Source organism: Actinomadura oligospora ATCC 43269 (assembly GCF_000518265.1).
GTDB lineage: Bacteria > Actinomycetota > Actinomycetes > Streptosporangiales > Streptosporangiaceae > Spirillospora > Spirillospora oligospora.
Genome location: NZ_JADG01000010.1, coordinates 104,132 through 130,010, shown reverse-complemented (window position 1 = coordinate 130,010; position 25,879 = coordinate 104,132). Strand labels below are relative to the sequence as shown.

General features: G+C 71.9%; 26 protein-coding genes. 12 read left to right on the top strand and 14 right to left on the bottom strand.

What is annotated here, in order from left to right; translation table 11 throughout:
* Positions 1–32 precede the first annotated feature (32 nt).
* Both P696_RS0116695 and P696_RS0116690 read left to right on the top strand, forming a co-directional pair.
* Entirely contained in the window at positions 33–725 is a 693-nt protein-coding gene (locus tag P696_RS0116695; protein WP_026413231.1) for a type 1 glutamine amidotransferase domain-containing protein, read from the top strand.
* 28 nt (positions 726–753) lie between these two features.
* Complete coding sequence (locus tag P696_RS0116690) at positions 754–1,767, top strand: NADP-dependent oxidoreductase (RefSeq protein WP_026413230.1); 1,014 nt, start codon at positions 754–756, stop codon at positions 1,765–1,767.
* Between the two features lie 114 nt (positions 1,768–1,881).
* On the opposite strand, the gene P696_RS0116685 is transcribed toward P696_RS0116690, so the two are convergent.
* The 5 genes from P696_RS0116685 to P696_RS0116665 all read right to left on the bottom strand — a co-directional run bounded on the left by P696_RS0116685 (position 1,882) and on the right by P696_RS0116665 (position 7,107).
* The gene (locus P696_RS0116685; RefSeq protein WP_026413229.1) at positions 1,882–2,781 is read right to left on the bottom strand and encodes an alkaline phosphatase family protein; all 900 of its coding nucleotides are present in this window, start codon (positions 2,779–2,781) and stop codon (positions 1,882–1,884) included.
* 217 nt (positions 2,782–2,998) lie between these two features.
* Complete coding sequence (locus tag P696_RS55955; protein ID WP_051467760.1) at positions 2,999–3,694, bottom strand: DUF5666 domain-containing protein; 696 nt, start codon at positions 3,692–3,694, stop codon at positions 2,999–3,001.
* Positions 3,695–3,734: 40 nt separating this feature from the next.
* On the bottom strand, positions 3,735–5,051 hold the full coding sequence (locus P696_RS0116675) for an ABC transporter permease (protein ID WP_026413228.1): 1,317 nt from the start codon (positions 5,049–5,051) through the stop codon (positions 3,735–3,737).
* Entirely contained in the window at positions 5,048–5,869 is an 822-nt protein-coding gene (locus P696_RS46045; RefSeq protein ID WP_051467759.1) for an ATP-binding cassette domain-containing protein, read from the bottom strand. The genes P696_RS0116675 and P696_RS46045 overlap by 4 nt, the downstream gene beginning before the upstream one ends.
* A complete protein-coding gene (locus P696_RS0116665; RefSeq protein ID WP_026413227.1) occupies positions 5,866–7,107 on the bottom strand; it encodes an efflux RND transporter periplasmic adaptor subunit in 1,242 nt (413 codons plus the stop codon). Before P696_RS0116665 ends, P696_RS46045 begins: the two co-directional genes overlap by 4 nt.
* A 168-nt stretch (positions 7,108–7,275) precedes the next feature.
* Here P696_RS0116665 and P696_RS46040 point away from each other — a divergent pair, with 168 nt between their 5' ends.
* Positions 7,276–8,886 (top strand): MFS transporter, encoded by a 1,611-nt coding sequence (locus P696_RS46040; protein WP_064744049.1) that lies wholly within the window; start codon positions 7,276–7,278, stop codon positions 8,884–8,886.
* Here the strand turns inward: P696_RS46040 and P696_RS0116655 are convergent.
* Entirely contained in the window at positions 8,858–9,544 is a 687-nt protein-coding gene (locus tag P696_RS0116655) for a TetR/AcrR family transcriptional regulator (RefSeq protein ID WP_211245771.1), read from the bottom strand. The two genes, P696_RS46040 and P696_RS0116655, sit on opposite strands and share 29 nt — an antisense overlap.
* A gap of 92 nt (positions 9,545–9,636) precedes the next feature.
* On the opposite strand from P696_RS0116655, the gene P696_RS52515 reads away from it, so the two are divergent.
* From P696_RS52515 to P696_RS0116600, 8 genes are all read left to right on the top strand, one after another.
* Positions 9,637–10,092, top strand: coding sequence for a hypothetical protein (locus tag P696_RS52515; RefSeq protein ID WP_051467758.1), 456 nt, complete (start codon positions 9,637–9,639; stop codon positions 10,090–10,092).
* 40 nt (positions 10,093–10,132) lie between these two features.
* The gene (locus tag P696_RS46030; protein WP_051467757.1) at positions 10,133–10,957 is read left to right on the top strand and encodes an SMP-30/gluconolactonase/LRE family protein; all 825 of its coding nucleotides are present in this window, start codon (positions 10,133–10,135) and stop codon (positions 10,955–10,957) included.
* A gap of 104 nt (positions 10,958–11,061) precedes the next feature.
* Complete coding sequence (locus tag P696_RS46025; protein WP_034485313.1) at positions 11,062–11,631, top strand: bifunctional 4-hydroxy-2-oxoglutarate aldolase/2-dehydro-3-deoxy-phosphogluconate aldolase; 570 nt, start codon at positions 11,062–11,064, stop codon at positions 11,629–11,631.
* A 107-nt stretch (positions 11,632–11,738) separates the two neighbouring features.
* Positions 11,739–12,992, top strand: a complete 1,254-nt coding sequence (locus P696_RS46020; RefSeq protein ID WP_084337622.1) for an MFS transporter — start codon at positions 11,739–11,741, stop codon at positions 12,990–12,992.
* 42 nt (positions 12,993–13,034) lie between these two features.
* The gene (locus P696_RS0116630; protein WP_026413225.1) at positions 13,035–14,030 is read left to right on the top strand and encodes a WD40 repeat domain-containing protein; all 996 of its coding nucleotides are present in this window, start codon (positions 13,035–13,037) and stop codon (positions 14,028–14,030) included.
* A gap of 111 nt (positions 14,031–14,141) precedes the next feature.
* Entirely contained in the window at positions 14,142–15,065 is a 924-nt protein-coding gene (locus P696_RS0116625; RefSeq protein WP_026413224.1) for a hypothetical protein, read from the top strand.
* Between the two features lie 421 nt (positions 15,066–15,486).
* The gene (locus tag P696_RS0116620; protein ID WP_026413223.1) at positions 15,487–16,044 is read left to right on the top strand and encodes a hypothetical protein; all 558 of its coding nucleotides are present in this window, start codon (positions 15,487–15,489) and stop codon (positions 16,042–16,044) included.
* Between the two features lie 1,328 nt (positions 16,045–17,372).
* Positions 17,373–17,717 carry a hypothetical protein gene (locus P696_RS0116600; RefSeq protein ID WP_026413220.1) on the top strand — a complete coding sequence of 115 codons (345 nt, stop codon included), beginning with the start codon at positions 17,373–17,375 and terminating at the stop codon, positions 17,715–17,717.
* A gap of 1 nt (position 17,718) precedes the next feature.
* Here the strand turns inward: P696_RS0116600 and P696_RS0116595 are convergent, their stop codons facing one another.
* From P696_RS0116595 to P696_RS0116585, 3 genes are all read right to left on the bottom strand, one after another.
* The gene (locus P696_RS0116595; protein ID WP_026413219.1) at positions 17,719–18,126 is read right to left on the bottom strand and encodes an ASCH domain-containing protein; all 408 of its coding nucleotides are present in this window, start codon (positions 18,124–18,126) and stop codon (positions 17,719–17,721) included.
* 52 nt (positions 18,127–18,178) lie between these two features.
* Positions 18,179–18,541 (bottom strand): YybH family protein, encoded by a 363-nt coding sequence (locus tag P696_RS0116590; protein ID WP_026413218.1) that lies wholly within the window; start codon positions 18,539–18,541, stop codon positions 18,179–18,181.
* Between the two features lie 70 nt (positions 18,542–18,611).
* Complete coding sequence (locus P696_RS0116585; RefSeq protein WP_051467756.1) at positions 18,612–19,310, bottom strand: HAD family hydrolase; 699 nt, start codon at positions 19,308–19,310, stop codon at positions 18,612–18,614.
* A gap of 41 nt (positions 19,311–19,351) precedes the next feature.
* Here P696_RS0116585 and P696_RS55950 point away from each other — a divergent pair, with 41 nt between their 5' ends.
* Positions 19,352–19,996: a hypothetical protein gene (locus P696_RS55950; RefSeq protein ID WP_157429743.1), complete on the top strand. Its 645-nt coding sequence runs from the start codon at positions 19,352–19,354 to the stop codon at positions 19,994–19,996.
* Between the two features lie 16 nt (positions 19,997–20,012).
* Here P696_RS55950 and P696_RS0116575 read toward each other — a convergent pair whose 3' ends face one another.
* Genes P696_RS0116575 through P696_RS54475 form a run of 5 tightly spaced genes read right to left on the bottom strand, consistent with a single transcriptional unit; the run spans position 20,013 to position 25,876 of the window.
* Positions 20,013–21,401: an NADH-quinone oxidoreductase subunit N gene (locus P696_RS0116575; RefSeq protein WP_084337618.1), complete on the bottom strand. Its 1,389-nt coding sequence runs from the start codon at positions 21,399–21,401 to the stop codon at positions 20,013–20,015.
* Positions 21,398–22,891: a complex I subunit 4 family protein gene (locus tag P696_RS0116570; protein WP_245627696.1), complete on the bottom strand. Its 1,494-nt coding sequence runs from the start codon at positions 22,889–22,891 to the stop codon at positions 21,398–21,400. Before P696_RS0116570 ends, P696_RS0116575 begins: the two co-directional genes overlap by 4 nt.
* On the bottom strand, positions 22,888–24,726 hold the full coding sequence (locus tag P696_RS0116565; protein ID WP_026413214.1) for an NADH-quinone oxidoreductase subunit 5 family protein: 1,839 nt from the start codon (positions 24,724–24,726) through the stop codon (positions 22,888–22,890). Before P696_RS0116565 ends, P696_RS0116570 begins: the two co-directional genes overlap by 4 nt.
* Positions 24,723–25,028, bottom strand: a complete 306-nt coding sequence (gene nuoK, locus P696_RS0116560) for an NADH-quinone oxidoreductase subunit NuoK (protein ID WP_026413213.1) — start codon at positions 25,026–25,028, stop codon at positions 24,723–24,725. Before nuoK ends, P696_RS0116565 begins: the two co-directional genes overlap by 4 nt.
* Entirely contained in the window at positions 25,025–25,876 is an 852-nt protein-coding gene (locus P696_RS54475; RefSeq protein WP_084337616.1) for an NADH-quinone oxidoreductase subunit J family protein, read from the bottom strand. The genes nuoK and P696_RS54475 overlap by 4 nt, the downstream gene beginning before the upstream one ends.
* Positions 25,877–25,879 lie beyond the last annotated feature (3 nt).

Genomic DNA, 25,879 nt, shown 5'->3' with positions numbered 1-25,879 from the left:
CCTGATCCGAGACCATCCCTGGGAGCGCAGCCATGGCAAAGATCCTGTTCGTGATGACCGGCGTCGACCACTGGACCCTGGCCGACGGCACCAAGCACCCGACCGGCTTCTGGGCCGAGGAGGCCGTGGCGCCCTACGAGGCGTTCACCGAGGCCGGGCACACCGTCACGGTCGCCACGCCCGGCGGAGTCGTCCCCACCGCCGACGCGGGCAGCCTCACCGCCGACGCGAACGGTGGTCAGGAGGGCGCCGACCGGATCGCCGCGACCCTGGAGCACGAGGAGTTCCGCACCCCGGTCAGGCTGGCGGACGTCCGGCTCGCCGACTACGACGCCGTCTTCTACCCGGGCGGGCACGGCCCCATGGAGGACCTCGCGGTCAACGCCGACTCCGGACGCCTGCTCACCGAGGCCCTGGCGGGCGGCACGCCGCTCGGCATCGTCTGCCACGCCCCGGCCGCTATGCTGGCCGCGATCAAGGACGACGGGTCCAACGCGTTCGCCGGATACCGCGTGACCGCGTTCACCAACGCCGAGGAGACCCTCGCCGGGTTCGCGGAGAAGGCCAAGTGGCTCCTCCAGGACCGGCTCGTCGAGGCCGGGGTGGACTTCCAGGCGGGCGAGCCCTGGAAGCCCCACGTGGAGACCGACCGCACCCTGGCCACCGGCCAGAACCCGGCCTCGTCCGGGCCGCTCGCCGCCGAGATCCTCAAGATGCTGGCCTGACCAGCACGTCCTCACCGGGAGAGCCGCCATGTCCTTCACCAGCCGCGAATGGCGGCTCGCCGCCCGTCCCGAGGGCGAGCCCGAGGCGTCCGACGTCGCGTTCACGACCGTGACCGTCCCGGGCCCCGAGGAGGGGCAGGTCGTCGTCCGGAACGACTTCGTCTCCGTCGACCCGTACATGCGCGGGCGGATGAACGACGTCCCGTCCTACGTCCCGCCGTTCGGGCTGGACGAGCCGATGACCGGCGCGGCGGTCGGCACGGTCGTCGCGTCCGGCGCGGCGGACGTCCCGGTCGGCACGACCGTCACGCACTTCCTCGGCTGGCGCGAGTACGCGCTGCTGCGCGCGGCGGAGGTGCGGGCCGTGGACACCGCGCTCGCCCCCGCCCAGGCGTACCTGGGCGTCCTCGGCTCCACCGGGCTCACCGCCTACGCGGGCCTCACCGTGATCGCGCCGGTCCAGGACGGTGACACGGTGTTCGTCTCCGGCGCGGCGGGCGCGGTCGGGTCGGTGGCCGGGCAGATCGCCCGGCGGCTCGGCGCGACGCGCGTGATCGGCTCGGCGGGCGGCCCGGAGAAGGTGCGCCGTCTCACCGGGACGTACGGCTTCGACGCGGGGATCGACTACCGGCAGGGCGACCTGCCCGGCCAGCTCGCCAAGGCCGCGCCGGAGGGCGTGGACGTCTACTTCGACAACGTCGGCGGCGACCACCTCGAGGCCGCGATCGGCGCGATGAACACCTTCGGGCGGATCGCGCTGTGCGGGGCGATCTCCGCCTACAACGCCACCGAGCTCCCGTCCGGCCCGCGCAACCTGCCGCTCGCGGTCGGCAAGCGGCTCACCCTGCGCGGGATGATCGTCACCGACCACCTCGGGCTCGCGCCCGAGTACGCGGCACGGGCCGCGGGCTGGCTGCGGGACGGCTCGCTCGTCGCCGAGGAGACCGTGGTCGACGGCATCGAGAACGCCTTCGAGGCGTTCCGGGCGATGATGCGCGGCGCCAACATCGGCAAGATGCTCGTCCGCCTCGTCCACGACTGAGCCTCGCGCGCCGCACGAGCGGCGCATGAGCTTTGCGCGACGAACGGCCGGGCTTTCGGGGGCCCGGCCGTTCGCCGTGTTCGGACGGCCCTCAGGCGGGAGGGCCCGCCGCGCCTACTGCCAGATCTCGGTGATGGGGGTGGCGGTGGCGGCGCTGCCCGCGTGGGTGGTGCCGTTCATGTCCTCGAGGGTGCGCAGGACGTTGAAGTGGTTGTACCTGGTCGAGTACGCGCCCTGCTTCACGTGCGCGCCGTAGAAGATCGTCGCGATCCGGTTGCCGGACAGGCTGTTGTCCTCGTCGAAGGTGACGACCAGGACGCTGTTGTGGGTCGTCGCCCACTGGGCGTAGGCGTCCAGCTTGCTCTTCAGCCACGTGTCGCCCGTGGAGACCGAGCAGTCGTGCATGTCGTTGCACAGGTTCGGGACGACGAACGAGACGTTCGGCAGGGTCGTGTAGTCCGTCGGGAACTGCGCGAACGTGAACCCGGACGACGCCGGGACGTTGGTGAACGAGAACCACGGGTTGTGCTTGCGCGCGTACCTGCCCGCGCTGTTGGAGCAGGTCGTGGAGCCCTGGGACGGGAGCCCCTCGTTGTAGCTGGCCCAGGTCCGTCCGGCGGCCAGGAGTTCGGAGCCGAGGTTGGCGGTGGAGTAGGGGGAGCCGGGCGGGGGGCAGGTGTCGTTGGTGACGCCCTGCGTGCTGCCGGAGAACAGGTCGAAGTAGTTCGGCTGGCTCGGGTGGGTCAGGGCGTAGGACTGGGTGAGGTTGGCGCCGCCGTTGGCGAGGGAGGTGATGTACGGCGCGCTGGAGGTGCCCACGACCTGCGAGTACGAGTGGTTCTCGAAGACCACGACCACGGTGTGGTCCGGCGTCGGGACCGTGGCGGCCCTCGCCGCGCCGGGGGCGGTGGCGAGGCCCGCCGCGCCCGTGAGGGCGAGCGCGCACGCCGCGAGGGCGGCGCGGAGGCGGGAGCGGCCCGCACGCGGGAAGGCGGCGGTGGGAGCACCTGACATGTCGACCTCCGGGGGGAGAGATCCTGCCGGGGACCGAGCGGAACCCGGCAGTCGTCACCTTCCCACCGCACACCAAAGCATGACACTCTGGCACACTCCGGACTCCGGACGGTTCGGCGAACACCGCGTGAACGCCCGGCGCCCGCCGTCCCCTGCGCCCCGTCCCGCTGCTGCTCCCGCTGCCGCGCGCGCTCGTTCTCCGGCGCGTTTTCGGGTGTCAGTCGCCCTGCGGGGGCGGGCCGCCCGGGAAGCCCTGGTCACCTCCCGCGCCGCCCTGGCCACGGCGTCCGGCGAAGCCGCCGCCCTCGTTGACGCTGGTCGCCGTCACGGAGCCGTCGCTGCCGGCCTCCCCACGGACGATGAGCGTCTCGCCGGTCTTGAGGTCCTTGACCGTGCCTGCCCTGGTGATCTGGATCTTGGTAGAGCCGTTGGTCTTGACCGTGACCGTCTTGCCGTCGTTCGTCTTCAGGTAGAGGGTGTCGCCGTCGACCTTGGTGACGGTTCCGGCGGTCATCCCGCCGAAGCCGCCCCCGCCGTTGCGGCCACCGCCGTACCCGCCGCCGCCGTACCCTCCTCCGAAGCCGCGTCCGTTCGGGCCGCCTGCGGCGCGGTTGTCGGACGATCCGGACTTGCCGTCCGACATCGCCTTGTCCGTGAAGATCCCGCCGACGAACCCAGCGACGAGCAGGACGGCCGCGACGAGGTAGAGCGTCGGGCTGTTCGGTGACCGGCCGCTCGGGCCGCGGCCCGCGAGTTCCTTGTCCAGGTCGTCCTTGAACGGGGACGACTCCAGCACCTCCGACCGCGGCGACGGGGCCGACCCGCCGCCGGGCGGAGTTGGGCCGCCGGGCGGGGTCGGGGTGGGGCCCTGGGGCGGGAGGGGCGTGGGGCCGGGGGTGGTGCCGTCGTTCATCGGAGGCCTTTCGTTGGGTCGGTCATGGCGCGGTCCGGATTCAGTCATGGCGCAGCGCCTCGATGGGACGCAGCCCGGCCGCGCGGTGGGCGGGGAGGCTGCCGAACAGCAGCCCGACGGCGACCGAGACGCCGAGCGAGAGGACGATCGAGGACGGCATCAGCACCGGTTGCACCCCGACGATCGTGAACCGGCTGCAGATCACGCCCGCCGCGACGCCGAGCAGCCCGCCGATCAGGCTGAGCACGGTCGCCTCGGCGACGAACTGGCCGAGGATCGCGCCGCGCGGCGCGCCGAGCGCCTTGCGGATGCCGATCTCGCGGGTCCGCTCGGTGACGGTGACGAGCATGATGTTGGTGATGCCGATGCCGCCGACGAGCAGGCTGATCGCGGCGACAGCGCCGAGCAGCACGGTGAAGGTCCTGTTGGAGTCGGCCACGGCGGACTGGATGCCCGCCTGGCTGGTCACCTGGAAGTCGGCGGCGGCCGTCCCGGTGATGTCGTGCCGCTGGTTCAGCAGGTCGGTGACCTCGGCCTGGGCGCTGTCCACCCTGGACGCGTCGCGCGCCTCGACGAGGATCTGCGACAGCCCGCCGTAGGGCGCGAGCGTCCCGCGGACGGCGGTGATCGGCGCGATCACCACGCTGTCGGCGTCCTGGAAGCCGGACGATCCGGACCCGCTCGCCTTCAGCACCCCGACCACGGTGAACTCGGCGCCCGAGGCGGTGAACCGCTGCCCGACGGGGTTCACTCCGGCGAACAGGTCGCGGGCGACGCTGCTGCCGATCACGGCGACGCGCTGCCCCTGGGTGACGTCGTCGCCCGTGAACGCCGCGCCGCTCTGGATCCGCCGGTCGGCGGCGTCCAGGTAGGTCGGGGTCGTCCCGACGAACTGGCCGACGCTGGTGCTGGAACCGCCGAACGTGATGGTCGACTGCTGCGCGTTGACGACCGGCGACGCGCTCTTCACCGAGGGCGTGTTCACCTTGTCGACCAGCGCCTTCGCGTCGTCCATCGTCAGGTCGCGGGCCTGGGTGCGGGGACCGCTTGCCTGGCCACCGGAACCGGAACCGGAACCGGCGCCCGGGGCCCCGGCGAACCCGCCGCCACCACGGAATCCGCCGCCGCCCGGGCCGCCGAAGCCTCCGCCGCGTCCGGTGGTGGACTTGGTGACGGTCAGGGTGTTCGCGCCGAGCCGCTGGATGCTGTCGCGGACCGCCTTGGACGAGCCGTTCCCGACCGCGACCAGGGTGATCACGGCGGCGACGCCGATGAGGATGCCGAGCGTGGTGAGCCCGGTGCGCATCTTGTTCGCGCCGAGCCCGCGCAGCGCGAACCGCAGAACCTCGAAGATCATCGCGGGCCCTCCCGGAGGCCGCCGAGCTCGGGCGGCGTCCCGGTGGACGAGGCGCCGAGAGCGGGCGGCGGCGCGTCCACCGGGACGCGGCGCCGGTCGCCCGCGACCCGGCCGTCCACGAGCCGGACGACCCGCTTGGCGTGCGCGGCGACCTCCTCCTCGTGGGTGATCACGACGAGCGTCCGGCCGGACCGGCTGAGCCGGTCGAAGATGGCGAGGACGTCGGCGGTGGACGCGCTGTCCAGGGCGCCGGTCGGCTCGTCCGCGAGCAGCAGGGTCGGCGCGGTGACCAGGGCGCGGGCGACCGCGACGCGCTGCTGCTGGCCGCCGGACAGCTCGTTCGGCTCGTGCCGGACCCGGTCGGCGAGCCCGACCTCGGCGAGCGCGGCGAGCGCGCGGCGGCGGCGCTCGTCCCGGCGGACCCCGCCGTAGGCGAGCGGCAGTTCGACGTTCGCCAGCGCGGACATGCGCGGGATGAGGTTGAACGACTGGAACACGAACCCGATCCGGCGGTTCCGCAGGATCGCCAGGCGGCGCTCGTCGAGGCCGCCGACGTCCAGGCCGTCCAGCCGGTACCGGCCGCCGGACGGCACGTCCAGGCAGCCGACGATGTTCATGAGCGTGGACTTGCCGGACCCGGACGCGCCCATCACCGCGACGTAGTCGCCGCGCTCGACGGTCAGGGTGACACCGCGCAGGGCATGCACGGCAGTGTCGCCCGTGCCGTACACCTTGGTGACGGCCTGGAGGTCGAGGACGGGCGGCGCCGCGCCGCCCGGCCCGGCGGCGAGGGCGCGCGTCGCGTCGGTGGCGGTCACCGACGCCCTCCGCCGCCGAACCCGCTTCCGGCGCCGCCGCCCGGGAAGCCTCCGCCACCCGGCCCGCCACCGGGGAAGCCGCCTTGCCTTCCGGTGCCGGACGAGGTGGCGGCCGACACGACGACGACCTGGTCGCCCTCCTTCAGCCCGGATGTGATCACGGTGCCCTGGTTTCCGCGCAGGCCGGTCTTGACGGTCCGCAGAACCTGCTCGCCGTTCTGCATCACGGTGACCGTGCTGACGCCGTTGACCGTCCGGACGGCCGCGCTCGGGACGTAGAGCGCGTTCTCGGCGTGGCCGGTGGTGACCTGCACCGTGGAGGTCTGCCCGATCCGCACCCCGGACGGCACGTCGTCCAGCGCGGCCGTCACCTCGAACGTCACCACGTTGTTGGTGGTCGTCGGGCTGGTCGCGATCTGGGCGATCGTCCCGGACGCGGTCGTGCCGGACAGCGCGTCGAAGCCGACCGTCACGTCCTGGCCGACCTTCAGCTTGGCCGCGTCCGCCTCGGTGAAGTCGGCGACGACCTCCAGCGACCTGGTGTCGATCAGCGTCACGAACCCCGTGGCAGACCCACTGGACCCGCCGGAGCCGCTGGATCCGCCGGTGCCCGAGGAGCCGCCCGAACTCCCGGAGCCGCCTGTGCCGCCGGTGCCGCCCGAGCTTCCCGACGACCCGCCGGACGAGGACGAGCCGCCGCTCACCGTGTCGCCGACGCTGCCGTTGACCTCGGTGACCGTCCCGCTGAAGGGGGCCTTGAGGACGGTGGCGGACAGCCGGTCCTGGGCGGCGCGGTAGCTCTGCTTGGCCTGCACCCAGTCCGAGTACACCTTGGCGTACTGCGCGCTCGCGGTGTTCGAGGACGCCTTGCTGAGCGTGTCGGCCGCGGCGTTCAGGGTGAGCTTGGCGGCCTGGAGGCTCTCCAGCGCGTCGGTCTGGTCGAGGCGGGCGAGCTCGTCGCCCTTGGTGACCTTGTGCCCGGCCTTGGCGTACAGGTGCCTGACAGTGCCCGCCGTCCCGAAGTCCAGGGCCTTCTGTCTCGTGCTGGCCACCGAGCCGGACGCCGAGACGGTGGCCTCGACGGTGCCGCGGGCGACCGTGGTGAGGCGCTCCCGGCTCTGCGTGGCGCCCGCGCCGTCGTCGGCGAGGGTGAAGTAGGCGATCCCGGCTCCGCCCGCCAGCAGCACCACGAGCGTGCCGTTGACCAGGAGGGTCCGGCGCTTGAGCGACAGATCCATGGGCCGCAGGTTCGCGGTGCGATCTTTCCCGTCGATGATCCGAACCTGAGAATTCGATGAGGAAACAACGCTGACCAGGGAGGTCACAGCCCGGAACAAACAGTCAGTTCAAACTGTTCATATCGAGGTGTACAGTCTGAGCTGTCTAGTTTGGGGAGGTGGCCCGGCATGGGCGCGCGCGACGGCGGCGGGTTCGACCGCAGGCTGATCGCCCCGATGATCCTGGGTTCGGTGCTGAACCCGATCAACTCGGCGATGCTCGCGGTGGCGCTGATCCCCATCGGCCGCGCGTTCGAGGTCTCCCCCGCGCAGACGGCGTGGCTGGTCACCGGCCTGTACCTCGCGACCGCGATCGGCCAGCCGGTGATCGGACGGCTCGTCGACGCGTTCGGCCCGCGTCCGCTCTACCTCGCGGGGTCGGCCCTGGTCGGCCTCGCCGGACTCGTCGCCGCGCTCGCGCCCGGCCTCGGCCTGCTCGTCCTGTCCCGGGTGCTGCTCGGCTTCGGCACGTCGGCGGCCTACCCCGCGTCCATGGCCCTGCTGCGCTCGGAGTCCGACCGGACGGGCCGGACGAGCCCCGCCGGGATCCTCGCGGCACTGTCGGCGTCCGCGCAGGTCACCGCGGTGATCGGACCGACGCTCGGCGGCCTGCTGATCGGCCTCGGCGGCTGGCGGCTCATCTTCACCGTCAACGTCCCCCTGGCGATCGCCTGCCTCACCCTCGGCTGGATCTGGCTCCCACGCCCCCCGCACCCCACCCCCGCCACGTCCGACACCCGCACGACGTCTGGGACCCGCGCCACGTCGGGCTCTCGCGGCGCGTCGGGCTCTCGCGGCGCGTCCGGTGTCGGCTCGGCGCTGCGCCGGATCGATCTGCCGGGCATCGCGCTGTTCGCGGTCGCGCTCACCGCCTTCATGTTCTTCCTGATGGGTCCGCGCGTCGGCGCGTGGTACCTGCTCGTGGTCGCCGCCGTGGTCGGGACGGTGTTCGCGCTGCGCGAGCTGCGGTCCGCCGAACCGTTCATCGACCTGCGCGTCCTGCGCGGGAACGGTCCGTTGCTGGCGACCTACCTGCGGCAGTTCCTCGCGTACACGACGTCCTACGCGTTCCTGTACGGGTACACGCAGTGGCTCGAGGAGGGGCGCGGGTTATCGTCGACGTCGGCCGGGCTGCTCCTGCTCCCGCTGTCGCTGGCCGCGATCGGGGTCACCGCCCTCACCGGGCGGAACCCCGGGGTGCGCCGCAAGCTCCTCGTCGGGTCGGTCGTCCAGGTGGCCGGGGTCTCGGCGCTGCTGCTCGTCCACGTGTCCAGCCCGATCTGGACGCTGCTCGCGATCGGCGCCGTCATCGGCGTCCCGCAGGGGCTGACGGGCCTCGCCAACCAGAACGCCCTCTACGCGCAGGCCGACCCGGAGCGCATGGGGTCGTCCGCCGGGTTGCTGCGCACGTTCATGTACCTGGGCGCGCTGGCCGCCTCGGCGGCGAACGCCGCGGTCTTCCCCCACGGCGCGACGACCACGGGCCTGCACCACATGGCGTGGCTGCTGGTCGTGACCGCCGCGTTGTTCCTGGCCACCACCCTCGCCGACCCCTCCCTCCGCCACGTCGGCAGCACAACCGAGAGCAAGCCGTCGGGCAACCCGTCCGACGACACGCCCGACGGCACGTCCGGTGCCACGTCCGGTGCCACGTCCGACGGCACGTCCGGTGGGGCATCCGGCGGCACGTCCGGTGGGGCGCCGGGCGCGGTCACGGACGGGGGACCGACCCGGCGCTGAGGCGGTGCAGGCCCGCGCGGATGCGTTCGGGCGACATCGCGCGGGCGTCCCTCAGGTAGTCGATCACGTCGGCGCGGAGCGCGGTGAACACGGCGTGCGCGAGGTACTCGGCGTCGTCGCCCGGGTGGACGGCGGCCAGGCGGCGGCCCAGCTCGGCGACCCAGAACCGGCTCGCGTCGTTGGCGTAGTAGGCGTCCGGGCCACGGTGCTCCAGGGCGCGGATGAGGCCGCGGTTCGCCTGGACGAAGTCGAACAGCGCGTCGACGTAGCGGTGCAGGGACTCGCGCGGGTCGCCCCCGGGCCCGAGCGGCGGCGGGCCGGACTCGACGGCCTCGCGCAGCGTCCGGACGCGCGGTTCCAGGACGGCCTGGATCAGGCCCGTCCGGTCGCCGAAGCGGCGGAACACCGTCCCCTTGCCGACCCCGGCCGCCGCGGCGACGTCGTTGAGCGACACCGCGCCGACGTCCCGACGGTCGAACAACTCCGCCGCCGCGGCGAGGATCGCCTCCCGATTGCGCGCCGCGTCCGCCCTCTCACCACGAGACACCCCGCCCGCCACCTCCACCCGCTCCCCGCGAAGCACACCGCTCACTGCGTCCGCCTGGTCGGCGTTCGGTCGTTCGGCATTGGGCGCGTCCGTGTGTTCGGGTCTGGTCATCGTTACCCCTTGCTTATCCGGACCGGTGGTCCGTATCGTACCGGGCGGGAAATCCGGACCGCCGGTCCGGTTTATCGTGGGGAGGATGTGTCATGGAGCAGCCGACGGACTGGCGGGCAGCGGCGGCGCAGGCGATCAGGGAGGTTCGGGCCGCGCCCGTGCAGCCGTACCAGGAGGGGAAACCGGCGGTGCGGGTCGTCAGCGTCCTCGGACGCCGTTCCGGCGAGCCGCGGCCGTTCGGCATCAACGTGACGATGCTCGACGGCCGCCTGTACCTGTGCTCGGCGATCCGCCGCCGCGACTGGGTGCGCAACCTCGCCGCGGCCGGGACGTGCACGATCGAGCGCGACGCCCCGGACGGCACGGACGCCCGCTACACCGCCGCCCTGATCGAGGGCGTGGAGGCGGCACGGGCGCTGGCGGTCTACCTGCCGCAGGCCGGGTACGTCGATCCGGAGCTGCCGTTCGCGGCCGACGCCACGCTCGAGGAGATCGCGCCGCACACGGCGTCCACGACCGTGTTCCGGCTGGACCCCGCGCGCCCCTGACACCGGACGCGGGAACCGGACACGCGCCGGACGTCCAATCGTGATCTCCCTGGAGCAGAATCCCGGGGAGGCGAGCGAAAGGGCGGCGGGAACGGTGATCGAGGCCATCGGGCCGGTGCGGGCGCTGGTCGGCGAGGCGCCCGTGTGGGACGGCGAGCGCCTGCTCTGGGTGGACGTCCGCAGCGGGCACGTCCACCGCACGGACCTCGCGTCCGGGCACACCGGGACCGAGACGGTCGGGCCGCCCGTCTCGTTCGTCTGGCCGACGTCCGGCGGGACGCTCGTCGCGCACGGCTTCGACCTCCTCCTGGACGGCCGGACGGTCGCGACCGTCCCGGCGGGCCCGGGCGAGGAGCGTTGCAACGACGGCGTCGTGGACGACGCGGGCCGCATCTGGATCGGCACGATGGGCGCCCCGGGCGTGGCCCGCCTCTACCGCGTCGACCCGGGCGGCGAACCCGTCCCGGTGCTGGACGGGCTGACCGTCTCCAACGGCAGCCGCTTCAGCCCGGACGGCACGCGCCTCCACCTCGTGGACACGCCGACCGGACGCGTCGACGTCCTCGACGTCGATCCGTCGGGCGCGCTCTCCGGACGGCGTGTGTTCACGGAGATCGCCGGTCCCGGCAAACCCGACGGCATCGCCGTGGACGACGACGGCCTGGTCTGGGTCGCGGTCTGGAACGGCGGCGTCCTGCTCGCCCACACCCCGGACGGCGTCCTCGCGGAACGCGTCGAACTCCCGGTGCGCTACCCGACGAGCTGCGCGTTCGTGGGAAAACGACTGCTGGTCACCACCGCGTCCCGTCCGCTGGGCGACCAGGCCGGGCCGCTCGACGGGGCGCTGCTGGAGGTCGTCCGGTGAACCGCGCCAACGCCCGCGACGGCGGCCGGGGCGCGAGCGGCACGCCTAGCATGGGCGGAGAATCCGACATGGGCGGCGGGTTCTGACGTGGGCGGGGGTCTGGCATGAGCGGACGTGTGATCGCGGTCCTGCGGGGAACGGACGACCGGTACCTGCTTCCCGCCTCGCGCGTCCTGATGGACGCCGGTCTCATGCTGGAGGTCCAGCTGCCCACCCCCGGCGCGCTCGCCGCGATCGAGGCCCTGGACGGCGCCGGGGCGGGCACCGTCATCACGCGCTCCGACGCCGCCGACGCGATCGCCGCCGGGGCGTCCTTCCTGGTCACACCGGGGGTCATGACGGACGCCATCCGTTACGGCATCGACCACGGCGTGCCGGTCTACGCCGGAGCGCTCACCCCGACCGAGGTCTGGGACGCGCACCGCGCCGGAGCGACCTACGTCAAGGTCTTCCCGGCGGCCAGCGTCGGCCCCGGCTACATCTCCGCGCTGCGCCAGCCCTTCCCGGAGCCCAAGTACGTCGCGGTCGGCGGCATCAAGCTCGCCCAGGCCCACGAGTACCTCGCCGCCGGAGCCGTCGCCCTCGGCGCGGACGCGCCGCTGATCGGGGACGTCCTCACCACCGGCGACCTCGGCGGCCTGCGCGAACGCGCGAACGCCTGGGCCAGGATCTGACACCCACCCGTTCGGCCATCCCGGTTTCGGCAACGGCAATTGCCGTTGCGTGAAGCGCGGAATCAGCCTGGATCCGATGTCGATCACCGGATCCAGGAGAACCGCGCATGCACTCCCCCAACTCCGACCGGACGGCCGTTCCGTCACCGCCCCCTTCCGCACCCGATCCGGCCGTCCCGTCACGGGCCCCTTCCTCGTCCGGGGCGGGCGTCGCGCGCCGGGTCCTTCCTCTGCCCGTCTACCTGCTCGCCTTCAGCCTGTTCGGCATGGGCAGCTCGGAGTTCCTGGTCGCGGGAGTCCTGCCGGACATCGCGGGCGACCTGCGGATCTCGCTGCCGTCCGCCGGATGGCTGATCTCCCTGTACGCGATCGGCGTGGTCGTCGGCGGGCCGCCCCTGGCCGTCCTGACGCTGCGCTGGCCACGCCGGACGACCCTGGTCGCCACACAGCTCCTCTTCGCCGCCGCCCTGGCGACCGGCCTGCTGACCAGCGGCTACACCCTGTTCCTGGTGACCCGGTTCGTCTGCGGGCTCGCCTACGCCGGGTACTTCGCGGTCGCGGCGGTCAGCGCGGTCGGGCTCGTCCCGCCGGAGCGGACGGCCCGCGCGTCCGGCGTGGTCGTCAGCGGGCTCGGCCTCGCGATGGTGCTCGGCGGACCGGCCGGGGCGCTGCTGAGCCACTTCACCGGCTGGTGCGGCGGTTTCTGGGCCGTCGCCGCCCTGACCTGCGCGGGCGCCGTCCTGACCTGGGCCGCCGTGCCCGCCACCCGCGCGGGCGGCGAGCCGGGCGTCCGCCGCGAACTGCGCACGATGCGCCGTCCGCGGCTGTGGGTCGTGTTCGCCGCCACCCTGCTGAGCACCGCCGCGTACATGATCACGTACACCTACCTGGCGGCGCTGCTGAGGGACGTCACCGGCGTCGCGAACGTGTGGGTCCCGGCCGTCCTGACGCTGTTCGGAGCGGGCGCGTTCCTCGGCCTCTCGTGGGGCGGGAGGATCTCCGACGGACGCCCTCACCAGGCCCTCCTGACCGGAGCCGTCGGCATCGCGCTGGTCTCCGCGCTGCTCGCGTCGTTCGCCGGACGGGCCTCCATCGTCGTCCCGCTGGTGCTGCTGCTCGGGGTCGCCGGTTTCGTCCTGAACCCGGCCCTGTACGGACGCGTGTTCACGCTCGCGTCGCAGGCGCCCACGCTGGCCGGGGCCACCACCGTCTCCATGTTCCAGCTGGGCATCAGCCTCGTCCCGCTCATCGCGGGCGCCGCCCTGAACGCGGGCGCCGGGCTTGCGTCCCTGCCGTGGATCGGGGCGGGCCTGGCCCTGCTGACCGTCTCCGCCGTCCTGCTCGACCGGGCGAAATGTTGATCTTCCAGACAGAGCGTCCACGGGTGACTACGATCGTCCGGCATGTCGATCGAACGTCTGTTCAACAGCGGGGCCCTGCCGTCCGAGAGCACCATCGAGGATCTCGCCGTGGTCGAGTTCGAGGGCCGCCCCCTGGTGGTGTGCACCGCTCACGGGGACGACGTCTGGACGTGGGAGCCGCTCAAGGACGAGTGGACCGAGCGTCCTCTGGACCGGCTCCGCGAGTACGACGAGGAAGACGACGAAGAGGACGAGGACGAGGACGACCCCTCGCTCATGCCCGACTTCATGTTCCTCGGAGCCGAGGCAGTCGGCGGACGCGTCGTGGTCGCGACGGGCGGCCACCACCAGGGCCCGGCCCTGTGGGACCTGATGAGCGGCGAGCTGCTGAGCGGCGCGATGATCGGCCACCCCGGCGTCCACGCCCTGGACACCACCGTCCTCGACGGACGCCTGGCCCTCCTCGCGGGCCGCGTGTCCCCCGACCACTTCGACTGGGACCCGTCCTCCCCCGAGTGGCTCGAGGAGCGGCGGCGGGAGCTTCCCGCGAACTCCGACGACATGGACGACGCGGTGGTCGCCCGAGTCGGCGGACGGCTGCTCGTCGCGTCGGTGTCCCGCGACGAGGTCCAGGTCAGCGCCCTGGAACGTGCCGAGTCGCTCCACACGCTCACCGGTGCGGGACTGCTCACCGTCGCCCTGTCGGACACCATGGTCGTGGCGGCGAACACCGAGGGCGAGCTCTGGCGCTGGAACCTCGCGGACGGTCTCCCGGCCGGTGACCCGATCAAGGCGCACGACTCGGCGATCCGGGCCCTCGACACCATCACGGTCGAAGGCCGCGCCCTCGCGGTGACCGGCGCCGACGACGGCACCGCCCGCATCTGGGACCTGGCGACCGGCCTCCCGGAAGGCCCCGTCCTGAACGGCGACAAGGGCAGCGGCAGGACGGTCGTCACGACCTGGTTCCAGGGCCGTCCGGTGGCCGTGACCGGCGGCCGGGACGGCATCGTCCGCATCTGGAACCTCACCCCCTGACCCAGCAGGAATTCGCAGAGGTCTTCAACTTCGTGGCGGACGGCCGGGACTTCTAACACGCACTGCCCTTGCACCGAAAGCTCCCGAACGACAGCGGAAGAGGACACGTCGATGCGCGAACGCCGGAAAAGCTTCCACGGCCAGCCCGTGGTGGACTTCTCTTCGGACCATAAAGGCGGCGTCGCCGCGAACGAGGCGGCCTGGCATCTGGTCGGCGAGATCTCCGGGCCGCCGGAGCTCTCCGAGCTCTTCGAGTCGTTCCTCGACAAGGTCGACAGCACCGAGGTGACCGCGCTTCTCCTCGGTTTCCCCGGATGGGACGGGCCGACCGGCGCCGAGATCCTGACCGGCTTCGCCGACCGGTTCCCCCGGCTGCGGGCCCTGTCGCTCGGCCACGAGGAGGACTTCAACCTCCTGCAGAGCTCCGACGACTTCACGCCCGTCCTCGAACGCTTCCCGGAACTCCAGCGGCTGGACGTCCGGGGGAAGTTCGACCTGGAGTTCCAGCCCGTCCGGCACGAGGCGTTGCGAACGCTGCGGGTGGAGTCGTGCAACCTGCCGGGCAAGGTCATACGCGCGATCGCGGCCAGCGACCTTCCCGCGCTGGAACGCCTCGACGTGTGGCTCGGCGTCGAAGACGATCGGGTCGAGGTCGCCGACGAGCGCGACCTGGGGGCCGTCCTCACGGGCGAGAGGCTGCCGTCACTGCGTTCCCTCGCCCTGGAGAACAGCGGCGTCCAGGACGAGATCGCCGAGGAGATCGCGACCGCGCCCGTAGTCGCCCGCCTCCGCCGACTGAGCCTGGCCCGAGGCACCTTCAGCGACCGAGGCGCCGAAGCCCTCCTCACCGGCCAGCCCCTCACCCACCTCGAACACCTCGACCTCCACCACCACTACCTCTCCGACGCCATGATGGACCGCCTGCGAACCGCCCTCCCCACCACCGAACTCAACCTCCGCGACGAACACGGCGAATGGCACGGCCCGTTCGACGAGGAAGTCTTCAACTACGTCGAAGACGGCCGAGACTTCTGACACACACTGTAGGGCCCGCCCGTCACAAGGCGAGCGGGCCCCGCGAGGTTGACGCTGAGCCGCCTGCAGGCCGACATCACTCGCCGGAGTTCAAGGTGTCCCAGCCAGCATGGTCGCTATGAGCCGCAACTCTTGTGTCCCTGATTGAGCGCAGGCTTTTCGGGCCTTGATTCGCTGGAACCCGCAGCAACCGGTCGTCGTCCTAGTCCCAACCCAGTGCGCATCCGCCAGCGCGCCGGTGTCGTGCTGGAAATCAAGCATCCCTTGCTGGCAGCCCCGTCCTGATCAGGGAGTTCCGCTGCGAATCCGTCGTGCTCACGTGAAACTTTCCCGCCCCCACGCACCCGGACTGCTACTCGCCGGGGCGCTCACGCTCAGCGCTGTGACGGGCTGCGCTTCAGGATCCGACTCCCCGAGGCGCGTGGCGCCCTCCCCGACGTCTCCCACCGCGCAACCGACGTTCCGTCCAGGTGAGATCCAGTCCGCTCCCGACCTGCGCCGACTGCTGTCCCCTGCGCTGCGTAAGGCCCTGCGGTACGGCACCAACAAGGAATCCGAGTGCCAACTGGTGCAAACCGGCCCGGACTTGGACAAATGGCTCTGCCGTCTCGACGCGCCGTCCAGGAAAGCGCAGCCCGACTGGACCGAGATCAATCTCCAATGGTGCCACCCGACCATCAGACGGGACGCCACCGCCATCGCGAGTGGGTCGTTCGCCGAGGTGAAGCGGAGCCGTCCGGGCGGCAAGACATGGAAACGGGCCGCGTTCGGCGACGATGCCTACGCCTCGACCGACGACACACTCGGTCCCGTCGACGCCAGTTACGTCCTGCTCCGCGTGCAGAACGTGACGGTGCTGGTGACCACCTTCAATGGCGATGCCGACGAGAACGCCCACGATCGAGCGGTCGATCAGCAGAACCGCGCCCGGCGGGTCGCCTCCGACCTGACCGCCACCCTCAACCGTCTTCGCCACTAAGGAACACTCGGTCTCGCCCACACCCCCTCCGACGCGTGAACCATGTGCATCGCCACGTCCACACCGCCACCCTCACGACCGGACGCGGTATGCCGCACGGAATTCGTCACCAGCTCCGACACGCCCAGATCCACCACGTCCGTGTCCACCGGCAGGGCACGCGCCGTCACCCACGCCCAGCACCTGAGCGCCAACCGCCCGCACATCCAGCCACCCGCGCGCCACGTGCCGCGACCGCTTTCGCCGGGCGGGCTCGTCCTGTCGTCAGCTGATCCTCACGCCGTCGAGAATGCCCCCCACACACGTCGTACCGTCCGCACTGGCATGGCCTCCTGCGGCCAGGCATTCCTGCAAGGAGATGTCAGTCGGGGCGGTGCGAACGGTGGCGTGGGCCGAGGCGGCCGTCAAGGTGATGGGCAGCGCGCTGGCGGCGGCCAGGACGACCGCGGCGAGACGAGGACTCATCTTCATCACTCCTGCTCTGAACGGCAGTCGACTGGCCGCCGTTCGTCGGGTGTCACGGTGTTCCGGTCTCGCGCCGGAGCACCGTCCAGACCTGTGGTAGGCCACGACCGCCTCCAGCGGATCGGCCTGATCAAAGCCCCGTCCATCCGAGGGCCCGCCCGGCGCGATGCGGCACGGGGCTCCGCTCGAAGTCGGGAGACTCGGTTACCGATTGTGAAGCCGCCGACGGGCGCACGGGCACCCCTGCGGTCGCCACAGCCGTGCCGCGCCAGGGCAGGTGAAGACGTGCCGTAACCGACAGTCATGGGGGACCACGAGCCTGCGGACAGCCGTCGGCGGTCACGGCCGATAACCCAACAAAGCGGGGGGTTGCTTAGCCTGCCCTCTTCTTCCGGCCTCCGCCCCGGCGTGCCTCAGGTAGGTCCGGGTGGGGATGATGCAATTACTCCAGAGTTACGGCGTGTGACTACTACTTCACGTAATGTCGAACTCTGGCCGACCTGCGAGGGGCGGCCGTGTCGGTGGGTGAAGAAGCGGAGGGAGGCGGGCGTGCCGGTCGATCCCACCGATCCCGAAGCCTTCGAGGACGCCCAATCGGGCACGAGCGGATCAGCGGTCGAGGTGTCCGAGACCGACGCCGCGGAGTGGCACAGCGGACCTCGCCTCGCATAAGGAGCGGTCGCTCCCCGACGCCGCCCCGGCTTCCGAACGGGCCGGCGTTCCCGGTCTGGACAAGGACGACCGACGCTGATCGTCCACCCGGGACGAAGGCGGAGCAGCGGGACGGAAAGGCTCCCGACCTCTCCTGAGGCCCAGCATCGCCACAGGCTCCTCGATGTGAAACCACATGAAGGGGAACGAAAATGACAAAGACGAAGTACCTGGCGCGAACGCGTACAGCGGTCATGCTCTCCGGGCTCACTCTCGGGGCGCTGACCGCCGTGGCGCCCCTCGCGCACGCGACGACGGACCCCACCAGCACCACTACGGCCGTCCAGGAGCACAGCGACCGCGGTTACGCCAAGGGGTATCGCGACGGATACCGCAAGGGGTACCGCGACGCGAACAGGGACGCCCACAAGGACTGCCGCTACCGCAAGCACGCCCAGGCGCGCCAGGGCGGCGAATACAACCGCGGCTACGCGGACGGATACGCCAGGGGGTACGACAAGCGATACAACGAAATCTGCCAGCGCACGCCGCGCTGACTCAGACGACGCGGAAGCGTTCGGCTACGACGAGGGTGGTGTCGTCGATGGCGGGGGTGTGGCCCAGGAACTCGGACACGCCCTCGCTCTGGAAGAACGCCTCGTGGGCCGTTCGCCATTCGGCGGCGTTGGCGTAGCCGCGGCCCTCGGCGAGGGCGAAGGCGTCGTCGATGTCCTTGATGGGGACGGTCCGGACCTCGACGAGTTCGATCGTCACGGTGGGGAGGCCGTCCGAGTCGAGCACCGCGAACCGCTGGCCGACCTCCGGCAGCGGCTCACCGGCATGCTCGTAGATCTCCAGGAGTCCCGTCAGCGCCGTCTTCCGGCCCTCCTTGATCGCCGCCACGCCGCTGTCGCGCTCCGGTCCGGGGAAGGCGAGTTCGAGCGTCGGGAGTTCCTCGTTCGTCATCCCCGCAGCGTACGAAGGCCCCGTCGCGGAGATCAATTCGGACCGGACGGCGTCAGCCGAGGAGGCTGGGCTGGTCGAGCACCCACAACCACGTGCCGTCGGGCTGGCGGCGGGCGATCTCGACGGTGACGTCGCCGCCGGCGAGGCGCGTCGAGGTCAGCGCCAGGTCGCCGTTGCGGACCGTGGGGAGTTGCGTTCCGGGGGTGAAGGTCGGTTTGCCCGCGACGAGGTGTTCGTACGCCTTGCGGATCTCCTCGCTGCCGCTGGCCGTCTGACCGCCGGGCAGGGCCAGGAGGCCGTCCGGCTCGTACAGCGCGACCAGCCCGTCGACGTCACCGGCGTTCAGACGTTCCAGGACGAAACGGCTCAGGTCCTCCGGTCGCTGCGCACGCTCACGCCCCTGGTCGTCGCTCATCGTCTCGACTTCCTCCGGATGCGGATCGTCCGGATGATCATGGCAGGGACGTCCGACGGAACACCGGCCCTCACCGGCGGGTGACGCCGAGGACGGCCTGGACGACCGCCTCGGTGTCGGTCAGGTCGGGCAGGACGAGTTCGGCTCCGGCGGCGCGCAGGGCCGCTTCGTCGCTGGTGCCGGTCGCGACGGCGACGACCCTGGCTCCACCCTCGTGACCTGCGAGGACGTCGTGCGGGGTGTCGCCGATCAGGACCGTGGAGCGCGCGTCGAAGCGCTCGCCGTACTTGGCCTCCGCGCGGGTCTGGGCCAGGCGGACCAGGGGCGGGCGCTCGGCGCCGTCCATGCCGAAGGCCCCGACACTGAGGTCGACGTACCCGTCCAGGTCGAAGGCCACGAGCTTGTGGCGGGCGATCTGCTCCATGTTCCCGGTGAGGACGGACTGGATGACCGGTTCGTCCGCCAGCGCGGTCAGCACGGAACGCGCGCCGGGCAGCTCCCGTCCGCGCTCGGCCAGCTCGTGCCGGTGTTCGTCGAAGGCACGGCCGAGGGCGGTCGTGAAGGCGCGGACGAGTTCCTCGGTGGGATCAATGCCGTGCAGCCGGAGCGTGTCAGCCGTGATGGCCCGCTCAGTGCGTCCGGCCATGGGAGCGAGCCGCGTCGGCGAGCGTCCGACGAGGTTCTCGAAGACCGCGCGGTACAGCTCGCGGCTGAGTCTGTTGACACTGATCAGGGTGTGGTCGATGTCCCAGAGCACAAGGATCCGCACCCCGGTGATCTTACGTCGGACGGTGCGGCTAGGGTTCGCGCGTGAGTTTGAAACTGCTTCCGGTTGAGGTCGGGCACGTCGAGGCGATGGTGAGAGTGGCCGACTCGGCGTGGACAGACGAAGGGGTGCGACAAGCGCTCGTGGCGGCGGGCTGGCTGCCGGACGGGCGGACGATCGACTGGGGCCCCGGCGGGGAGTTCGAGTTCGGAGGCAGCCTGGACATCGGGGCCGACTGGGGGCTGGACCTCGGTACGGCCCCGCCCCGCCCGGGTTCGCTCGTCGCACTGCCGTTCGCGCTGCTCTGGCCACCCCTCAGCGCTGACGCCGACGAGGACGACGAACCCGACGACCTCGACGACCTCGACGACCTCGACGACCTCGACGACGACGAAGAGGACGAGGACGATCTCGACGAGGACTACCCGGACGTCTGGAAGCGTCTGCCGGACGCCGGGCCCGCCGTGTTCGAGGCCGAGTTTCTGCGCGTCCGGGCGCTGGTCGAAGGGCTGATCGGGCCGCCCGCGCGCGTCCACGGGAGCATCGCCGCAGGTTCGCGCTGGGATGTCTGGGAGCGCGGGGAGACCGTCCTGACCCTGTACTCCCAGGACGACATCCCCTCGTACTCGCACTACGACCGCCTCGCGCTCGCCGTCTGGCCCGCCGAAGGATGGCGCCAGCCCGAGTAGGCAGCCCGCAACAGCCTCAGTTGAGGGAGAGGGCGATGCCGCTGCCGATGCCTAGGGCGAGGGTGAGCGCGGTGGTCAGGTAGACGACCAGGGCCGCCGGGCGGGACACCGCCGGGGGCTCGCCCTCGGCCCGCGAGTAGAGCGGGACGACCCAGCGGAGGTAGTAGAAGACGCTGGCCACCGTGTTGACGGCGGCCACGACCGCGAGCCAGATGTAGTGGCCCTCGACCGCCGCCCCCAGCATCAGGACCTTGCCGACGAACACGGCCGTCGGGGGCGTCCCGATCAGGCCGAGGAGGCAGATGACCAGGGACAGCGCCAGCAGGGGCGAGCGGCGCGCGAGGCCCCGGTAGTCGCTGATGCGGTCGCGTCCGACGGCGACGACGACCGCGAAGGCGCCCAGGTTCGTCAGGGCGTAGGCGGCGACGTAGTACAGCAGGGCGGGTTCGGCGAGGTCGGTGCGTCCGGCCATGGCGACCGGGACGAGCAGGTAGCCCGCCTGGCTGATGGTGGAGTAGGCGAGGAGGCGGCGGACGTTGTCCTGGCCGAAGGCCGCCAGGTTGCCCAGGGTCATGGTCGCGGTCGCGATGAGGGCGATGGTCAGGGCCCACGAGTGCGGCATGACCTCGTCGCCCAGGCGGAACAGGGCGGCGAGGGCCCCGATCTTCGGGACGGTGGTGACCAGCGTGGCCACGACCGGGGACGAGCCTTCCGCGACGTCCGGAACCCAGAAGTGGGCGGGAACGGCCCCCGCCTTGAAGAGCAGGCCCGCTACCAGCAGGATCGCGCCGACCGTGACGGCCGCGTTCGAGGGAAGGTCGCGCGCCAGGGTCTCGTACGACGTGCTGCGCCCCAGGCCGTAGAGCAGGGTCACGCCGGTGAGCATGAGCAGCCCGAGCAGGGCGCCCATGAGGTAGTACTTCAGCGCGGACTCGGCGCCCTTGCCGTCCTTGCGGAAACCGGCGAGCGCGTAGGCGGGGATGCTGGCCAGCAGGTACGCCGCGACCAGCACCAGCAGGTCGGACGCCGCGCCCAGCGCGATCGTCCCCAGGGCCGTGAACACCGTCAGGACGTGGAACTCGGTCTCCCGGCGGTGCCCCCGCATCGGCGCGAAGCCCAGGGCCAGGACCAGCAGCGTCGTCCCGAGGACGGTCAGCCGCGTGACGTGCGTGACCGGGTCGAGCATGAACGAGTCGAACGTCATCAGCCGGGGGCCCGACACGGCGAACGCGGCGGCCACCAGCCCCGCCAGGACGCCCGCCGCGCAGACGAGCGCGGCGATCCACTGGCGCTGCCGCGGGACGAACATGCCGGTCAGCAGGCCGAGGACGGCACCGAACAGCGTGAGGAGCTCCGGCAGCAGGTCCGCCGGGTTCTCGCGCATCATCGGGTTCATGGTGTTCATCGGGCGACCAGCGCGATCACGGCCGACGACACCGGCTCGACCAGGTCGAGCAGAAAGCGGGGCGCGACGCCGATGACCACGGCCAGCGCCAGCATCGGGACGATCGCCAGCCGCTCGGCAACGCCGACGTCGGTGACCTTGGCGGTCAGGGTCCCGGGCTCCCCGAGCAGGACGCGCTGGAGCAGCCGCAGGAACAGCGCCGCCGTGATCAGGACGCCCAGCACCGAGATCCCTCCGGCGATCGCCGCGCCGGTCGTCCCGGCGCCGATGACGCCGGTGAAGATCTGGAACTCGGCGATGAACCCGGACAGTCCGGGCAGGCCGAGCGAGCCGAAGGACGCGACGGCGAGCAGTCCGGCGAAGACCGGGGCGACCCTGGCGACGCCGCCGTACTCGTCCATGTCGTAGGACGTGGTGCGTTCGTACAGGACGCCGCAGAGCAGGAACAGCGCGCCGGTGAGCAGGCCGTGGCTGACCATCTGCGTGACCGCGCCGGTCACCGCGAGCCGCCGGGCCGCCTCGTCCCCGGCGAGGCCGGCGGCGCCGACCGCGAGGACGATGTAGCCCATGTGGTTGACCGACGTGTAGGCGATCAGGCGCTTGAGGTTGCGCTGGGCGAGGGCGACGAGCGCGCCGTAGACGACGCTGACGGCCCCGACGATCACGATCACCCAGGCGTACTTGCGCCAGGCGTCCGGGAGCATGGGCATCGCGATCCGGACGAACCCGTACGTGCCCATCTTCAGCAGCACGCCCGCGAGGATCGCGGACCCGGCGGCGGGCGCGTCGGTGTGCGCGGGCGGCAGCCAGGTGTGGAACGGCACGGTCGGGGTCTTGACCGCGAGGCCGACGACGATCGCGAGCAGCACCAGTCCTGCGAGGCCGGGCGAGTCGGCCAGCGGCGGGTTCCGGGTCAGCTCGACCATGTCGAACGTCTTCGGGGACGACCCCAGGTACAGGCCGATGAAGCCCAGCAGCAGCGCCAGCGACCCGAAGAAGGTGTAGAGGAAGAACCGCAGCGCCGAGCGCAGCCGCTCGCCGTGTCCCCAGCCCGCGATGACGAAGTACATCGCGACGATCGACAGGTCGAAGAACACGAAGAACAGCAGCAGGTCCAGGGCGGCGAACAGGCCGAGGCTGACGGTCTCGAGGAACAGGAACAGCGCGGCGAACGTCCGGACGCGGTGCGTCTGCCTCAGCGAGTACACCGCGCAGCCCAGGAACAGGAAGGAGGTGAGGGCGAGCAGGGGCAGCGACAGGCCGTCCGCGCCGAGGTGGTATCCGGCCCGGACGGACGGGATCCACCGCGCGTTCGTCTCGTAGCCGATGCCCGGACCGTCGTAGCCGATCCAGAGCGCCACGACGATCGCGAGGTCCGCGGCGGACGCGACGATCCACGTCCAGACGGACGCCCGGTCGCCGAGGCGGAACAGGTACAGCGCGAGCGCTGCGACCAGCGGGAGGAAGATCACCAGGGAAAGCACGGTCACCCGACCAGAACGACGACGAGGGTCAACACGACGAGAAGGACGGCGGCCTGGGCGTAGTAGGTGTGCACCTGGCCGGTCTGCGGACGGCGGGCGAGGGCGGCCAGGCGGCGGACGGCCCGTCCGAGGCCGTCCACGAGGCCGTCCGTGGGGAGCTCCACCCGCCTGGAGGTCACGGTGGCGGCGGCGCGTCCGCCCGCGGCGACCGCGCGGACGGCGCCGTCCAGCACGCGGTCGTCGAACCAGGCCAGCGCGTTCGCGAGCGCGAGCACGGGCCGCGCCACGAGCCGGTCGGCGGCCTGGCCCAGGTAGAGCCAGTTCTCGGCGACCGCGAGCCGGGGAACGCGGACGCGGCGGGACGCGACGACGGCCGCCACCAGCACCGCGAGGCCGCCGGAGATCACCAGTTCGAGCGCGGTGGGGCCGTGCTCACCGGACGCGCCGAGCAGCTTCTGCCACGGTCCGAGGACGCCCGGCAGGGCGACGATCCCGAAGCCCACGCCGACGGCCGCGAGGACGGGCATCGGCAGCTTCTCGGCGAGCCCGACGTGCCGGGTGCCGGGCTGCTCGGCGTCGTCCCTGGTCAGGGCGTCCTGGGGATGCCAGACCGCGACGATCATCTTCACCGAGTACGCCGCCGCGAGGACGCCGCCCGCCAGGCCGACCGCGTACAGCGACCCGGGCGTGGACGCCAGGATCGTGTCCTTGGTCGCCCAGATCGACAGCGGCGGGAGCCCGGCGAGCGCGAGCGCGCCCACCCCGAACGTGACGCCGACCAGGCGGTACCGACGCGCCGCGCCGTGCAGTTCGGAGAGGTCCTTGGTGCCGAGGGCGGTCAGGAACGCGCCCGCGCCCAGGAAGAGCAGGCATTTCACCGCCGCGTGCGCGACGAGCTGGGCCGTCCCGCCCGCGACCGAGCCGACGCCCGCCGCGAGGACCATGAACCCGATCTGCGCGACCGTCGAGGCGGCGAGCAGCTGCTTCAGGTCGCGCTGGGCGACGGCGACCGCGCCCATCACCAGCGCCGTCAGCGCCCCGGCCCACGCGACCAGCGTCTCCGCCCAGCCGGTGCTCTCCAGCAGCGGATGGACGCGGAGCAGCAGGTACGCGCCCGCGGCGACCATCGTCGCCGAGTGCAGCAGCGCCGACACCGGGCTCGGGCCCGCCATCGCCCGCGACAGCCAGAACGAGAACGGCAGCTGCGCCGACTTCCCGAGCGCCGCCAGGACGACCCCGGCCGCGACGAGGTCCCGCCAGGGGGACGCCGCGTCCGGCAGCGCGTCCAGCGACAGCGAGTGCGTGCCCGCGACGGCGCAGCCCGCCGCGAAGTAGAGGCCGAGGTCACCGGCGCGCGTGGTCAGGAACGCGACGTTCGCCGACTCCACGCGCTCGTCGTCGTGCCACCAGAAGCCGATCAGCGCGTAGGACATCGCGCCCATGACCTCCCAGGCCATGAGCAGCACCGCGAGATCGGTCGCCGTGACCGTCACCAGCATCGCCGCGGCGAACACCAGCATCAGGCCGAAGAACCGGGCGCGCGCCTCGTCCGGGCCGATGTCCCCGGCCGCGAAGACCAGCACGGCGAGCGCGGCGGACGCCACGGTCACCACCAGCACCGCCGACAGGCCGTCCACCGCCATGCCCGCCGGAAGCCCGGCGAACAGCGGGAACGTCACGTCCGGACGGGCGACGGCCGCGGCGACCGCGAGACCGAGCGTGCCGAGCCCGGCGGCGACGCCGAGGATCGGCGCGCCCCGGTCGGCGCGGCGTCCGGCCAGCAGGAGCAGCGCGCCCACCACGAGCGGCAGCGCGGGCAGGGCCCAGGCGATCGCGCTCATCCCTTGAGTTCCGATGCGTCGTCGGTGACGTCCACGTCACGCGCCCGGAACAACGCCGTGGCGACCGCGAACCCCATCGCCATCTCCAGCGCCATCACCGTGACCGCGACGAGCACCAGCACCTGCCCGTCCGCCGACCCGGGCGCCAGGTAGAACCAGAACGCGCCCCCGGCCACGACGAGCCCGTTCACCATGAGCTCCAGCCCCATCATCAGCATCACGATCGACTGCTGCGACAGCGCCCCGTACAACCCGACCGAGAACAACGCGGCCGCCAGCACCAAAAACGCCTGAAGCGTCACCGAGCACCCCCAACCCCGCCATGCCCCTCATGCGCACCGTGCCCATGCCCCCCGCGCCCGGACGATCCGTCCGCCTCCACGTCCGACACGTGCACCTCATGCCCATGACCAGCATGTTCGCCAGCCTCACGCCCGTCCGCACCATGCCCCTCGTGCGCATGCGCGTCGTGGGCCTGTTGGTGCTGCGCGTGCTCATCGTGCCCGGCCGCGCCATGCCCCTCATGCCCGTGCGCGCCGTGGCCGTCGTGGCCGCCTGCAGCATGTGCGTGCCCGCTGGGTGCGGGCGTGCCGTGACCGGCGTGGGCGGGTGTGGGGTCGTCTGTGGGGGGCTCGGGGGTGGGGGTGGAGAGGTCGTAGCGGCCTCGGTTGGTGGCCAGGACCACCGAGGCGATCATGGTGGCGAGGATGGCGAGGCCGATGACCATCATGACCAGCATCTTCGGGCCCATGATGGCCTGGCCGAGGGCCTCGGTCGGGTCGGACGGCGGGGCGCCCTCGCGACGGGGCCAGTGGACGGTGAAGATCCCGGCCGTGAGGAGGGCGAAGACACCGGCGGAGATGCCGAGGGCGGCACGGTTGTTGTGCACCATCGTCATCGGCATGAGGCCGGCCGGGTTCATCATGTACATGATCATGAAGACGGCCATCACCAGCATCTCCATGATCATCATCAGCACGACCAGGACGCCCAGGTAGTGCAGATCGATGAGCAGCAGCACCGCGCCGACGCACAGGAAGGACGCCAGCAGCGCGAAGGTCGCGCGTGCCATCGAGTCGACGACGAAGACCATCGCCCCCGTGCCCACGGCCGCGAGGGCCAGGATCCAGAACGCCGCGTCCTGCAGCATGTC